The organism is Helicobacter ganmani, assembly GCF_003364315.1.
GTDB classification, from domain to species: domain Bacteria; phylum Campylobacterota; class Campylobacteria; order Campylobacterales; family Helicobacteraceae; genus Helicobacter_D; species Helicobacter_D ganmani.
The window spans coordinates 1-14,554 of record NZ_NXLS01000001.1; the positions used below are offsets into that span (position 1 = coordinate 1).

The window sequence follows — 14,554 nt, forward strand, 5'->3', positions numbered from 1 at the left end:
AGAGGCTAGAGCTAAATTGTCCGCGTATAAAAAAGTGTTGCAATGTATTTTAGGTGAGGAGGAATAAATTTTTAAGAGATTCTATCTACAAATTAAGAACGAATCCCTAAAAATAGGGCTTAAATAAGAACACTTAAAGCAAAAAGCTTGTATAATATGTGCGGATTTAAGGTATCGGCTTTCTCAAAAAGGAGGCGATATGGCAGAAGTTATAATCGTTTTAATTATTATGCTCTTGCTCATTGTAGCTATAAAAAGCTAGATAAGCAAGAAACTTTTATTTAAAAACATTTTAATTTTATGCCACTTCCGCTTATAAAAGCCTTAAATCCCTTGCAAATCTAAAGCCACTTAAGCGGGAGTGGTTTTAGTCTTTAAAGAAAATCCTCCCTTACTCCTAGAGAAAAAATAAAAATATGATACAATAAATTTTAAAAGGAAAAAACAATGGAAACACCAAATATACAGGTTAATACAAATATAGAAAACAGCGAAATTTTCTCCCCGATGCTTTTAGCATTCCTAAAACAAAAGATTAAAGAGCTAGGACAAGAGAAAAACGAACAAATCATTATGGAATCTCTTAAGGTAGTAGCAGATGAGATTTCTCATAAACAAACCATTAATGCAAAGGCAATCAAAGAGGAACTAGAGGAAAAGCTCAAAAATGAGTTAGCCACAAAAGATTTTGTAAGAGCAGAGATTAATCAAGTTAGAACAGAAATTGCGGAAGCCAAACAGGAATTAAAATTAGAAATTGCGGGAGTAAGAACAGAAATGTCAGAATCCCAAAAGAAACAAATGTGGCTCATTGTTAGCACAGGCGTAATGTCCGCAGTTGTGATTATTGGTGCAAATTTTGCATTGATTAAATTCCTCGTTGATACATTCTTGACTGCCCTAGCAAATATGAAGTAAAAGTAAGATACTGCCTCTTATATTTCTATGTCTTGCAAAAATGTAGCCCTATGTGTTATGGGTTTTGGGAGATATTTTGCATAGGTTTTATAAGTTTCTGTTAAATCCTTGTGTCCCATCATCTTACACCCTACCCACATAGGCTCTTCCCCTTTACTTAGCATAATAGAGGCAAAGGAATGCCTTGTATCATAAAGCCGACGCCTTTGAAGTTTTAGCTGTTTTTGTAAAGCATAAAACTCACTTCTTATTTTATAGCGTGGTAAAACGATAATTCTTTGTTCTAGGGATTGATATTTTAAGGTTTTTAAATGGTTATAGACTATGTCTAGCATATCAATCACGCGATTGCTTGAGAGAGTTTTTGGGCTGTCTATTATGCCTTTATCTGATAAACTTTTATTAATAATAATCTCTCTTGTTTGCAAGTTAATATCTTTAAATGTTAAAGCCAAAATCTCACCTGTCCTAGCTCCGCAAAAAAATCCTAAAATTAGATAAGTCTTTAAATCATCTTGTGCGTTTTTAATGAGATTCAAAGCTTCCTCTAGTGAAAAAGGATTAATCGTCTCTTTTGGAGTTTGTTGTTTCATTTTGGGAAGAAATATAGGGTTTTTGTCTATTAAATCATTATCTATAGCATATTTAAAAAACGATTTAAAAATAATGAAATAGAGTTTAATTGTTTTTTGACTATAACCCCTTTTAATTAAAAATTCTAAAAATAATACATTGTGTTTTCGTTTAAAATCACTCAAAAAAATAAGGTTAAATTCCTTTAAAAAAATTAATGCACCCTTAATCACAGAACTATAAAAATCTTTTGTCCTTTCTTTTAAAAATCTTTTTTCTTTTAAAAAATTTTCAGAGACTACTTTAAAGGTGAAAGGCTCTTGCTCTCTGCTAACCACATTTGAATCATCATTAAGGCTTTCATATTTAGCTCTAGCCTCTTTTATATTGTCTTGGAAAAGCAAAATGTTTGCTTCTACAAATTCAATGGCTTTGGAAGTTTTTTTAATCCCTGTTGATTTGCGAAAGCGTTTGCCATTTTTGTAGTAATCTATATAGATTGTATTGTTTCTAATGTAAATATTTTTCATTAAAATCTCATAAAATGGAAAGTTAAGTAAAGATTATAGCATAATTCAAAGGAGATAATTTAAGTTTTTTATATCATCGTATATAACGAGCTTATAAAGATTTTTGAGTTAATTTTTAAGCTAAATTAAAGTAAAATTGCTTTTGGACGAAACTTAATGTAAGTTTAATTGAAATTTTTTGCCTAAATGATTCTTATAATTTGGGTTGGTTCAAGCTCCTTAAAATGCTTGATAATATCCTATTATATGGAATTATAAGATTTTTACAAAATGAAAGTAATTAATTTTATTTTTTAAGTTTTATGAATCTTAAACTTAAATAAGATTAATGTTCTTGAAACTTAAAGTCCTATTTTATGAGATTGAAAGCATTTTAAAATGATAACTTAAATCATTATATTAGATATAAATATTAAGATAATTGTAGAACATTCTTGTTTAAATTCTTTAAATTATCCTAAAATAAATTAAAATATTGATTTAAGCTAAATTTTGTTGAAAAAAATTAAGTTCCCCAAAATGTTGTTTAAAATTATTTTTCTATTTAATTCTAATACCTATTTTACGATATTTTTTATTTTTTAAGTTCCCCAAAATGTTGTTTTTATTTCTTAATTATATAAAACAAATATTAAAGGGAATAAAAGTTTAATATTATATATAATTCTTGGAGATTTAGAATTAAATTTAAATTTAATTTATTAAAAATTTTTTATAAAACAACTTTTTGGGGATTAAATTTAGCTTAAAATTTCATTCTATACGCTTTTAGAAAATATAAAATTAATCTTAAATTGCACAAGTTTTTTTAAAAGAAACTTCCTAATAAACGAGCTTTCCTAAGAAAAAAATCCCCAAAAAGTTGTTTTGTTTTTTACTTTTTCTCCTGCTACAATCCTCGCAAATATTTATTTTTTAGGACATTTGAATGAATACAGAAATGAATCAATTAGACAATCAAGAGTTTGTCTTTGGCGATTTGGATTCTTTACAAGAGCAGGTAGCTTTGAAAAATTCTGCGCAAAATAATGAAAAAGAGCCTGAATTAACAGGAGAAATTGTAAGAGAATGGGACGATTTAAGTAGAGATAATTTAGACCTTTTAGATAGGTTTGATGAACAAACAAAAAGAGAAAATGAATTGTCGCAAGAATGGTATGACAAAGAAGCTAAAGAAGACGAGTATCAGAAATTTTTAGAAAAGTTAGAGCCTGATGAGATTCAATGCAGAGTGCAAGAAAAAACCCAAGAGGAAATTGACCTTAAATACTCTTTAGCTAAGATGAAGCAAGATTTAGATTTTAATTCACAAACTCAAGAGGAGAAACAAGAAGTAGATTTAATTTATCCCGCACAAAAAAGAGAATTTTTGAATGAAACTTTGGAAGTTGTGGATAAAGGCATTACGCCAAATATCAAAGAGTCTTTAAGCATTTTAGAGAGGCTTGATGAAGTGGAATCGCAAATTGCAAAGAAAGAAAAGGAGCTAAATGCAAATAGTGAGCAAAACAAAGATTCCTCCTCTCCCTCTAAAACAATTTTAGATTCTGAAATTGATGAAGCTTTGCAAAAACAACAACAAGAGCAACAAGAATTGCACCAAAAAGAGCTAGAATCTTTGCAAAAAGAAAAAGAAACACTAGAAAAAAACTTTGAAGCAAGTATTGAAAATCTCATCAAACAAGGCGATGTGAAAGACTTGCTTAAGAATTTACAAACATTGGATAAAGCGTTTGCGGAATTTTTAAAGAAAACCAAAGAGGAATGCGATTTGTTAGCAAAACAACGCATTGAAAAACTAGAACTCGCAATGCAAAGTCAAAGTGTTAAAGAGGTGGTAAGCGAATTTGTAAAGGAATTGCACACCAATTGCAAAGAAGTAAAGGAACAAAGCAAAGAGTTAGAATCGCAAAAAGAATGCTTTGAAGCCTTGCAAAAACAACAGCAAAAATGCCTTAAAGGTGATGAAAAATCAATGAGCGATGCTAGATTTGAATTAGGACAGAATCTTGTATGGCTTAATGAAAATCACCCCACTTTCAAAGAAAATTATCCAAAATTTTACAAAGAGCTTGAGAGGACACTCAAAGAGCCACAACAACAAAAGCAAAAACAACAAGAGAACACAAGACAAAGGAGTGCGTAATGTTAAAACAAAGTTTTGTTTCTCTAAGTCTTGCTTGTATGCTTTTATCACAAGCAAATGCAAGTGGAATCCCGACCGTAGATGTTGCCGCAATCCAACAAGCAGTTCTAAATTACAACCAAATGATTAAGCAATATGAGCAAATGCTTAAAGATACAATGAATTTTGAAAAGCAAATGGACGATATGGGCGTAAATATGAATAGCGTGAATGAAATTTTAGGAAACACTCTAGGCTTAGTTAAAGATATGCAGAATCTCTACGATTCTATTGTTTCTATTCCTGATGATATTTTAGGTGATGTAAGTAAAGTGCAGAATGCTTGCAGTTTTTTAGAGAGCAAAAGTAGCTATTTTAAAACAAAAATGAACCAAATCAATGGAATTAAAAATAAGGTAAATCGTTGTTCTATTGCCATTGCCAATACTACGGATATTAGCAAAAGCATTGAGGATTTAATGAAACAAGCCGATAAGATTGCTGATTTTGAGGAGTATCAAAAGGTAATGCAAGAAATAGAAAATGTTAGAGTTGCAAATGAATTTTTACAACAAAAACAAAATGAGGAGAACGCCAATCGCATACTTGCCTTTTACGACACCTATAAAGAGGAGAATGCCAACAATGTGTATTCTCAAAGCAAACACAATTCCGATTTAAGAGAGTTATCTAAGGCTCTTACAAAGCCAAACAATCAAAAACAAGCCCAAGCACTAACCAATTCCTTGCTTTTAAAGATTTTAGAATCCAATCATAGACAATATGAGATGAATTTAGAATTTTATAAAACGATGACTGCCTTTAAAATGCAAGAACATAAAAGTGATATTGCAGAGGAAAGTTATCAAAAGACTTACACAAAGCCTACAATCAACGAGAAATTCCTAAATTATCAATACCAAGATTCACAATTTGAAACGGATTCTTTAGGATTCCCGATTATCACACTAGATTTAGTAAAATAAAGGAAACACAATGAAAACACAATTTTTAACCAAAGCAACTCTAAGTCTTGCGCTTGTAGGAAGTTTAAGCATTTTAAATGCGCAAAGTCTTTCTAATGGTGTAAAGATTCAAACCTTAAGCGGAGATACAAAATTATCCTGTGAAGCCTTGCTGTGTCTTGCAAGCCCAATCAAACCTAGCGAATGCTCCCCCTCACTTGCAAGATACTTTGGAATCAGTGCAAAAAAATGGAAAGATACGATTACCAAGCGAAAGAATTTCTTAAAGCTTTGTCCTGTGGATAATAGCGATTCACAAATGGTTTATTATAGAGACCAAGTTGTTGCAAATTTAGATTCTGAATGCACGATTCCTGCTTTAAATAAAAGAGTAGAAAAACAAGTCATAAGATTAGAAAAGGTGTGTGCAGTTGTTGGCGATAATGGTTGTGCTACTTTCAAAGAAATTAATATTTATGGTTTTAGAGTAAATCCGAATCTACCTAGAAGTTGTGCCCTCCTTGCTTCCTCTGCTTATACTGATTATCGTTTGAAATATACTTGCAATAAGCAATTCTATGATGAAATAAGCTGGAATCGCGGTTATGAGTTAAAAGAAGTCTCACAAAATATCTATTTAACACTCAAAGAGAGTGAGAGAGAACAAGGAAGCAAGTTGATTCCTATTAGCCGAAGTGAATTTAACAAATTACCACAAGAACAACGCAAAATCACACAGAATTACAATGCTTTTGGAAATTATATTTCACAATATAACAAAATTGTCGTGGTTTTCTATCAAAAAATCCCCATTAAGAAAGATTGCTGGATAAATGGTTAAAACTAATCTTGTTAAATTGCCTCTTGATGAAATTTTATTAAGCAATGGTTGGAACATTAAAAAAGATAAGGATTCTAAAAATTACAGAGCTTTAGAAAACTTAGAAACGGGTGATTGCGTCATTATCTCAAGACGACAAAATGGTGATTATCTCTATTTTAATCCCAACGATAATCAAGACAGAGGCAATATTTACAATTTTTGCAAGAATCGCGGGATTAAATTTGATTACAATGCGCTAGATATTAAAAACTTGCAAGAAAAACTAGCAACTAGCACCCTTAAACCTCTTACCAAAACACAAGAGGACGAAAAAACACAGCAGATTCTCAATGTTTTTAAAGAGTTTCAAGAATTGCCTTTTAACAACCCTTTATTTTCTAAGAGAGATTTAAATCCCGATTTGCTTCAGGAGATTATGGGATTAAAGCAAGATGATTTTGACAATATTGTTGTGCCAAGCTACACTTTAGAGACATTACAAGCAACCAAAAAGAATTTTTTAAAACAAAAAGGCTATGTGAGCTATTTGAATCGCCCTATTGTGAGAGAGAATCCCAATACAAAAGAAAAGAAATTCATTAAGCAACTTTGTTATGGCAAAAAAGGCTTAGAAATTCTAAAAACAAGGGAGACTAAGGATTTTAAAAGTGTGCAAACGCTTATTGTTTCAGAATCCAGCATTGATTCTTTAAGTTTTATAGAATTAAAGAAAATAGAGCCTAAAAATATGCTTCTATGTGCAACCAATGGACAAATCACGCAAGAGCATAAAAAAGTCTTTGAATATCTAGCCAAAAACACGCAAGAAGCAGAAGTTTATCTTTGTTTTGATAATGATACAAAAGGCAAAGAGTTTGCAAAAATTGCAAAGGAATTTTTTAAAGAAGCAAAAGTGCAAATACCAAATTTTAAAGACTTTAACGATGATTTAAAGATTGCAAAGGCAATGAATCTTGATTTTTCTTACACAAAAGAGAAAGTGCATCATATTCTAAAAGAGTGGGAAAAACATAGTGAATTTTTAAATAGAAGCTGGGATATTTTAAAACCTGAAGCAAAAAGAGCGCATATCTTAGAGATAAATTTAAAAGAGATTCCACTTTTTATTGCCCTAAAGCCAAAAATTGAAAATTATCTCCCCACCAAAAGCCTAGAAAAGTCTTATGAAAACTTGGAAGCAAGAATCAAGAAAGAAAGGGAAAGAGAGGCAATGGAGAAAAGAGCAATGCAATCAAAAATACATCTTTAAATCAAAAAAGCGACAGAATATTTCAAAAGCAGTTTAACTTCTTATATACTTAAAAGATTGCGGGGCAGTAAAATTGCCATATTCATTATAAGGGCATAAAGGCTCTTTGTATCTGTTGATATTCTTGATTTTTATCGCATACGCCACTTGTCTATCTTGAAAATATTGCATATAAAAAGATTTTTTAACGCCCGAGTGTCTCCTCGTTTTTTCCCAAACTTTTGTAGGATTGTCTTTTACGATTTCTCCTATTTCAAATTCCCCAATGATTTTCCCCACAGGCTTTGTAACATAAACTTGTATATATTTGACCTCTTTTTTAAATATGACTTTACGATATTCAAATTTTTTCTTGCCATTGAAAATAGCTTCGGCAAATTCAGGCTTAATGGATAATAATGCTTTCATTCACTTCTCCAGCCTTTAGAATTTGTTGGAATTCATCATCATTTAGAGATACAAATCCCCAATAAGGCTCACTTTCTCTTTTGACAATTCCCCTTAATGTATCCAATATAACTCTCTTTTTAAAGGAAATATTATAAGTCATTTTGATAATTTTTGGATATTTCCTACTTTTATAATATTGTTTTAATTCATCTTTAGTAAAAATATTGTGAGGCTTACAATATTTGATAAACTCCTCCTCCGTGAAACTACTAATATGCCTATACTCTTCTACTACACATAAAGAAGTAGCAACAGAGGAATAACTAGCATTAGAAGCTTTTTCGTCTTTTGTGCGGTAGATAATCAATAAATCGCCTTTTTTGAGACTCTCAATTCCTTGTATTTTTGCAATATAAACTTTATGAATACTATTAGCCTCCGAAGAATCTTGAAGTATGCTAAAATTTTCATTCTTAAGCATTGAATCTGAAAACATTCCTGTATGATACTGCGGATAAATACCTAAAATATATTTACTAACATTTTTGGCATTGATTGAGGGGAAATCAAGACAAATATCTTGTTGTATCTCTTTTGAAGTTGTTGCAATGTTTTTTATCAAGACGAGCTCATCACCTTTATTGCCCCATTGTTTAAACCCATATTGCTCTAGTAGGTTGATTAATGCTTTGTGTTTTGAAAAAGCAGTTAAATAGAGGTTAAAAATATTTTTAGATATGGCAAAGTCAAACATTCTCTTAATGAGACGCTCACCAAGCTTTGTCCTATGTGGAACAACTTTAAAAGTCCCAACTTTTATCCAAGCTTTAGTTGAATCCAAAGGCGGTGTGATGCCTGTGTTGTCAATGGGATTTTCCTCTTTAAGATATAAAAAACAAACTAACTCATCTTTTTCGTAAAGAATATAGGCTTTTTCATCTTGTGAAGCTTTTTTATTATACCAATTATCAAAGCCTTGATAATCCTGCCTCAAGGAATCAAAAAAAGTATCTTGCAAATTAACCTTGCTAAAAGATTCGTATTGGATATTTGCCATTTTTACTCCATTAAAATAATATAGAATTATACAAGGACGATTTTTAATGCTAATTTAATTCCTTTATGAAAATATCATTTTCATAGGAATTCGTATTTGTTAATTTAAACCTCTCTACCTTGCATTTTACGAAATGCCTCAATCTTTTTCTGTTTAAACATTTCTGTGCTTTGCTCTTTTGCTTTTACTCGTTGCTCTTGCTCTGCTTCTTTTGTTTGCGTTTGTGCGTTTGCACCCGAAGTATTTGTTTGTAAATCTCTTGGTTTAAGTTTAATGAAGCTCTCTTTTTGTAAGAATTGACAAGTGAGGGAATATTCATTAATCAAAAAATTATCACTTTTACTTCTTGTTTCTAAATGCTGAATCCTTGAATCTTTGTGCATTTTTTCTTTTATTTGTTTTTCTAGCTCTAAACTTCTATTGTTCATTAATTTTTGGATAAATTTTTGATTCTTTTGTAAATTTTCTATGTAGCTTTTTATCTCATAGGATTCTAGCGGAGAATTTTGCAAGAGGTAAATATTTTTTTCTAATTCTTTATATCCTTTTGCAAGTTTAAATGCATTTGTTTTTAGTGCGGGATTGTAAGTTTTTAAAAAATCTAAGTCATTTTCTTTGATGACTTTACGATAATTGGTCTCAATTTCTTTGGTTTGTTTCTTGATAGCAGATTTCACTAAAAAATATTCTTTGATTTGTGTTTTACTCGCACCTTTATGATTTGGATACAATTTTTCATAATTTTTAATAAAATCTTTTTGGATAAAAACATTGTGTGTTGTGCCATAGAGAACTTTTATTTGCATATTTTTAAAATTTAATTGTTGTTTTTCAAGCAAATTTAATTCTTTTAATTCTCTTGCAATGGTAAATTTTTGCTCTTTTAGAGATTGATTGATTTTTTTAAGCTCTTGTAGTGTTTGAAATTTTTTCTTATTTTTTTGCTCTGTGTATTGCACAAGTAAATCAATTAAATTTGATTTTTGCTTGTAGAGATTTTCATTTTCTTTAATCAAGTTTGCAATTTTCTCCCTTTTATTTTCTATGTCTTTGTAATTTTTTGTTTTAAAATCATATTCATCATAATAACTTTTAAAAAATTCTCTAAAATCTGTTTGGAGAGTATCCATTCTTTCTTTTTTTCTTTGAAATGAAGCTTCTAAATTTTTTTCTAATGCACTTTTGTTTTCATAATTTAATCCTCTTGCTCTTAAAGAATAAGCAAAATCATCTCTAATATCAGAGAAAAATTCTTTTATATCTCCTTTGTTTTTAAAGTGAATTTTTTTATTTGTTAGAAAATTTCTTTTATTCACAATGATATGAATATGTGGATTGTTTTGATGAGTGTGTAGAATCATTGCGTATTTGTATCCAAAAAAATTTTGTTGCATTACTTCGCTTACACTTGCTTGTAGTTTTTCTAAATTTTGCTGCGTGGCTCTCTCTTTGATTGAAAAACATAAATGCCAAGCTTCTTTAGAATTTTCATTATCGCTAAAATTTTTCCCCCATTCTTGCAAAATTTCTTTTGTGGTAACTAGCTCTCCATTTTCATTGATTGCAAAAGAGTTTTCAGAATTTCTAATGCAATAAGAGATAGCATTTTTTACCCCTTTTTTACCTAAATTTGAAAGTAACTTTACAACCACTGCTTGAGATTTATTTGCTTTAGAAAATTTATAATTTAAACTTTTACCAAAAACAAGTTTTGCTTTTTGGAATTTTATTTCTTTACTAGAAGCAGATTTAATTTTTTTGTAATCCTCTAAAAAAGTATCAGGATTGTATTTTAAATTTGCAAAACCAAAATCTAAATTTTCATCAAAGTGCATAAAAAATTCCTAAAAAAGTTTATAAAAGTCTTAGAAAAAAGTATAGCCAAAAATTAAAACCCTTAGCAATATGCAGGATAACCCTTTTTATATATATAAAATTGCTTGTAAATCCGATTGTATCGGAATTTCAAGGCAAGATTTTAGAGTTTTTACAAAAATCTAAAATGGGAGAAAAAGTTTTTGAATCTTTTTGAAAAGTAAAAGAGAAAAAGAATCCTTAAATTTTCATTAAAATGCAATTTAAGACAAAAGAAGTTGCTTTTAAGAATAGAAGTAAAAATTTAAACAACATTAGCAAAAGAGTTTAAATAACACGGATAAAAGATTCAAAAACAAAAGCAAAGTTTTATAACATAAGCAAATTTTTAAAAGCAGGAGTAAAAATTCCAACAACACGAGTAAAAGTTTTTCAACAAAAGTAAAATCATAGCAACATAAGTTCTACTCTACAACACAAATAAAATTCTAAGAATTTCTGTAAAGATTTGAGAACAGAAGTAAAGTTCTGCAATATAAGTAAAATTTAAAAAAGAAGTAAAAATGAAAATTTTTAGAAAATTTTATAAAACAACTTTTTGGGGATTAAATTTAGCTTAAAATCTCATTCTATACGCTTTTATAAAATATAAAATCAATCTTAAATTACACAAGATTCTTTTAAGAGAAACTTCGTAATAAACGAGCTTTCCTAAGAAAAAAAATCCCCAAAAAGTTGTTTTGTTTTTCTCTTTTTTTCTCACTACACTTCCACAAATTTATTTCAAAAGGATTTTTATGAAAAGATTTTTTCAAAAAATTTGGTTAGCTTTTTTGTTGGCTCCTGTGTTTTTGTTTGGTGCAAAGGGGGGTAATGTTATGAGCAATCTTGTAGATGGTTTTAACGACCAAGTAACAGAAGCAGGAAGTGGAATCGCAAGTGGGATTAATACTTTTGCAACCGTTATGGGTGTGCTTTGGATAATCATTATGCTTTTAATGGCATTTTTTAATATTGAGGGAATTAAAAATCACGCGAAAAGTTTAATTGGTGCATTGATTATTATCGGCATTGTTTATGGATTAAGTGCGGCGGCAATGTAATGATTAAAACAAGCTGTTTTCAAGATTTAACAAGAAAAACTAAAATCAAAGGATTAACTACAACTTCGTGGTTAATCTTAATTGTCGTTGGTTTTGCTTGTTGGTTTATCTTTTTACTTTATTCGCTTGTCATTGTTGCTTTATTGTATGGAGTTTTATTTCTACTTGAATATTTTGATGAGGATATTTATCAAATTTTAGAATTAAATTTGAAAATTTCTCATAAAAAATATTATGCTTAAAGGTTTTTTAATGGCTGGAATCATTGAAGTGCTAAGAAACTTAAAATCAAAAAAACAAGAAAAATCTATTAAAAATCATCAAAATATTTTTAAAAATTTGAATCTAAATCAAATCAATAAAGTTGCAGATGAAATTTTAACACTAAAAGAGCCTGAAGTTTTTACTCTTGCAAAAGAAAATAATCTTGCGTGTAAATATCAAGATATTTTTCTCCTAACAAGAGACAATAATCTAAGCATTGGTATTGAATTAAAAGGTGCAAGTTATTCTGCTCTAAGTTTAGAGAATGAATTAAGTTTTTTGGATTCTAGGATTAGCTTTTTGCAAAAACTAAGCAGTGAAATTGAGCTAAAAATTATCATAAAAAAAGAAAAATTTGAGGAAAACGCGCAAGAACTTTTAAAAAGCTCCAATGTTTTTGTAAATGAAATTACTGAAAAATGGAATTGCAATCCAAACATTTACAAAATCAGATATTTTCTAATGTTTTCTACAATGGATAAAAAAATCACAGGAGCTTTAGAATCTTTTAAACAAAAAGCCACCACAGAGGATAGCAATCAAGACGCAAACTTTGCTACTAAAATCAATCTTTTAAACGAAGTAATTTTAGAATGCAAAAGCAAACTTGCTACTTTTGGACCAAGAGTTATGCAAAATGATGAAATTTTAAACTTCTATGCCTCTTATTGCAATGGCAATCCAACAAATCTAAGTTATACGCACGAGCTTTTAAGTGATTGTTATCTCACAAGCGACATAGAGTTTAAAAAGGATTATTTCATTTATCATAGAAATAATGGGATTCCTTTGTATGCAAGATTCCTAAGCATTAAAGCCTATGAGACAGAGGCAATTAAAAGTTTAATTACAAGCAACACACTAAAAGATGAAAACGAATTTATGGCTTTTATCTCTATTATTCCCTTTTCCAAAGAAAAAGCTAAGAAAAAGATAAAAGACACAAGAGCCTTTCTGCCTCAAATTGCAAGAGAGGAGTTAGATGAGCTTTTAGAACTTGTAGAAGCCGATAGAGAAAATCTTATGCAAGTTTCTTACTCTATGCTACTAAGTGATACTTCCTTAGAGAATTTAGAAAGTAAAAGCAATCTTTTTAAAGGATTGTTGGAATCTCAAGGATTAAGCATTGTTAGAGAAACTCTTAATCAAAAGGCACTCTTTTTTAGCTTTTTTCCAAGCCGAAGCAATCTTAATGCAAGGTTGAAGCCTTTAAAAATCTCTAATGTTGCTACGATTGCAACCTTTGAAAATGAAGTGAGCGGATTTAATAAAAACGATTGGGGTAATAGTGCAGTTACGCATTTTAAACATTTAAATGGCACGCCTTATTTATTTAATTTTCATTGGACACCTAGCGGGGATAAGCCTAGCGGACACACTATGATTATTGGAGGAACAGGCGCAGGAAAGACGACACTAGCGCAGTTTTTAATGTGTAATCTCTTTAAATACAACATTGATATTTTTTCAATGGATAAATTGCGAGGAATGTATGCTTTTACGCAATACACAGCAGGAGAATATCACGATTCAGCGGAGGAATTTAAATTTAATCCATTCTCTTTGCCCTACACGCAAGACAATAAAGAATTTCTAGTCTCTTTTCTTTGTGCTATGGCTCAAATTCCTGATAAGGATTATGTTACGATAAATATAGTGCAAAATACCTTGCAAAGATTTTTTGATAATAAGCAAGAGGAACAAATCATTACGCTAAGTGATTTTGTAAAATCCATTCCGCAAAAAGAGGTTCAAGCGCAATTCCAATCTTATTTAAAAAGCATTTTTGATAATCAAGAAGATGCTTTAAATTTCAATAGGCAGCTTTCTATTTTAAATATGGACGGGATTTTAAACAATAAAAAACTAGCCTCTTTAAGTGCAATTTATCTCTTTCATAAACTCAAAAACCAAGCCAAAAACCATACAGAGAAAAAAGGATTCTTTTGCTTCATTGATGAGCTAAAGGATTATCTAAATGACCCTGTAATGAGTGAAAAAATCCTAGAAGCGATTTTGGAAGTAAGAAAAATAGGGGGTGTAATGTGCTTTGGATTCCAAAGTTTATCGCTATTTAATAATCTTAACAATGGCACTGCCTTTTTGGACAATATTGCAAATTACATTGTATTCCCTACAAATTCAGAATCTGCCATAGAGGAAATGCAAGAGAAAATCGGATTGCAAGACCACGAGGCGCATTTCTTAAAAACCACTCCACAAAATGCTAGGCAAGTGCTTTTAAAAATGCCTTTGCGAAATGAAAGTGCAATTTTAAATGTGGATTTAAGTAAGCTCAATAATCATTTAAAAGTATTCTCTAGCAGCTCCAATAATGTGAATTTAATTAAAAAACTCAAAATTGAACACCCTAATGAGTGGCGTAAAATTTATTTAACTAGCGAAGAAGCAGACAAGGAAGAACCAAACACGCAAACGCTAGAAAAAATGCAAGAGGATTTAAGATTGCAATATGAAAGACAACAAGAGCTTGAGCTTGCCCAAAAGGCAAGAGAGGAAGCCTTAAAAGAATACACAGAGAAAGAGGAAGTTACGCAACAACTAAATTTAGAATCTCAAGAGGAGGAATAACAATGAAAAAAATCATCATTTTTTTAGTCTGCGGAATTTTAGCCTTAAGCTTTAGTGCTTGTGGCTCTAAAAATATAGAAACCACTAGCCCTTGTGCTTGTTATGAAATAGTAAAAATGGAGAGTTAAA

Annotated in this window: 13 protein-coding genes; 9 read left to right on the forward strand and 4 right to left on the reverse strand. The window is 30.1% G+C overall.

Annotation, left to right across the window (positions count from 1 at the left end):
* Window positions 1-447: 447 nt before the first annotated feature.
* Window positions 448-918 carry a hypothetical protein gene (locus tag CQA43_RS00005; protein ID WP_115550576.1) on the forward strand — a complete coding sequence of 157 codons (471 nt, stop codon included), beginning with the start codon at window positions 448-450 and terminating at the stop codon, window positions 916-918.
* Between the two features lie 17 nt (window positions 919-935).
* On the opposite strand, the gene CQA43_RS00010 is transcribed toward CQA43_RS00005, so the two are convergent.
* The gene (locus tag CQA43_RS00010) at window positions 936-2,021 is read right to left on the reverse strand and encodes a tyrosine-type recombinase/integrase (protein ID WP_115550577.1); all 1,086 of its coding nucleotides are present in this window, start codon (window positions 2,019-2,021) and stop codon (window positions 936-938) included.
* Window positions 2,022-2,949: 928 nt separating this feature from the next.
* Between CQA43_RS00010 and CQA43_RS00015 the strand changes: the two genes are divergently transcribed.
* The 4 genes from CQA43_RS00015 to CQA43_RS00030 are packed head-to-tail and all read left to right on the forward strand — an operon-like array spanning window position 2,950 to window position 7,204.
* Entirely contained in the window at window positions 2,950-4,167 is a 1,218-nt protein-coding gene (locus CQA43_RS00015; RefSeq protein ID WP_115550578.1) for a hypothetical protein, read from the forward strand.
* Complete coding sequence (locus CQA43_RS00020; RefSeq protein WP_115550579.1) at window positions 4,167-5,132, forward strand: type IV secretion system protein; 966 nt, start codon at window positions 4,167-4,169, stop codon at window positions 5,130-5,132. The genes CQA43_RS00015 and CQA43_RS00020 overlap by 1 nt, the downstream gene beginning before the upstream one ends.
* Window positions 5,133-5,142: 10 nt before the next feature.
* Window positions 5,143-5,952, forward strand: coding sequence for a TrbM/KikA/MpfK family conjugal transfer protein (locus CQA43_RS00025; RefSeq protein WP_115550580.1), 810 nt, complete (start codon window positions 5,143-5,145; stop codon window positions 5,950-5,952).
* Window positions 5,945-7,204, forward strand: coding sequence for a toprim domain-containing protein (locus tag CQA43_RS00030; protein ID WP_115550581.1), 1,260 nt, complete (start codon window positions 5,945-5,947; stop codon window positions 7,202-7,204). The genes CQA43_RS00025 and CQA43_RS00030 overlap by 8 nt, the downstream gene beginning before the upstream one ends.
* Window positions 7,205-7,237: 33 nt before the next feature.
* Here the strand turns inward: CQA43_RS00030 and CQA43_RS00035 are convergent, their stop codons facing one another.
* The 3 genes from CQA43_RS00035 to CQA43_RS00045 all read right to left on the reverse strand — a co-directional run bounded on the left by CQA43_RS00035 (window position 7,238) and on the right by CQA43_RS00045 (window position 10,486).
* Window positions 7,238-7,612 (reverse strand): ASCH domain-containing protein, encoded by a 375-nt coding sequence (locus tag CQA43_RS00035; RefSeq protein ID WP_115550582.1) that lies wholly within the window; start codon window positions 7,610-7,612, stop codon window positions 7,238-7,240.
* The gene (locus tag CQA43_RS00040) at window positions 7,590-8,651 is read right to left on the reverse strand and encodes a GNAT family N-acetyltransferase (protein WP_115550583.1); all 1,062 of its coding nucleotides are present in this window, start codon (window positions 8,649-8,651) and stop codon (window positions 7,590-7,592) included. Before CQA43_RS00040 ends, CQA43_RS00035 begins: the two co-directional genes overlap by 23 nt.
* Before the next feature lie 104 nt (window positions 8,652-8,755).
* Entirely contained in the window at window positions 8,756-10,486 is a 1,731-nt protein-coding gene (locus CQA43_RS00045; RefSeq protein WP_115550584.1) for a relaxase/mobilization nuclease domain-containing protein, read from the reverse strand.
* Window positions 10,487-11,263: 777 nt separating this feature from the next.
* Between CQA43_RS00045 and CQA43_RS00050 the strand changes: the two genes are divergently transcribed.
* Genes CQA43_RS00050 through CQA43_RS09575 form a run of 4 tightly spaced genes read left to right on the forward strand, consistent with a single transcriptional unit; the run spans window position 11,264 to window position 14,553 of the window.
* Window positions 11,264-11,569 (forward strand): hypothetical protein, encoded by a 306-nt coding sequence (locus CQA43_RS00050; RefSeq protein WP_115550585.1) that lies wholly within the window; start codon window positions 11,264-11,266, stop codon window positions 11,567-11,569.
* Window positions 11,569-11,811, forward strand: coding sequence for a VirB3 family type IV secretion system protein (locus CQA43_RS00055; RefSeq protein ID WP_115550586.1), 243 nt, complete (start codon window positions 11,569-11,571; stop codon window positions 11,809-11,811). The genes CQA43_RS00050 and CQA43_RS00055 overlap by 1 nt, the downstream gene beginning before the upstream one ends.
* Window positions 11,812-11,821: 10 nt before the next feature.
* Window positions 11,822-14,425 carry a VirB4 family type IV secretion/conjugal transfer ATPase gene (locus CQA43_RS00060; RefSeq protein WP_245944162.1) on the forward strand — a complete coding sequence of 868 codons (2,604 nt, stop codon included), beginning with the start codon at window positions 11,822-11,824 and terminating at the stop codon, window positions 14,423-14,425.
* A gap of 2 nt (window positions 14,426-14,427) precedes the next feature.
* Window positions 14,428-14,553 (forward strand): RagB/SusD family nutrient uptake outer membrane protein, encoded by a 126-nt coding sequence (locus CQA43_RS09575; RefSeq protein ID WP_147290073.1) that lies wholly within the window; start codon window positions 14,428-14,430, stop codon window positions 14,551-14,553.
* Window position 14,554: the final 1 nt, after the last annotated feature.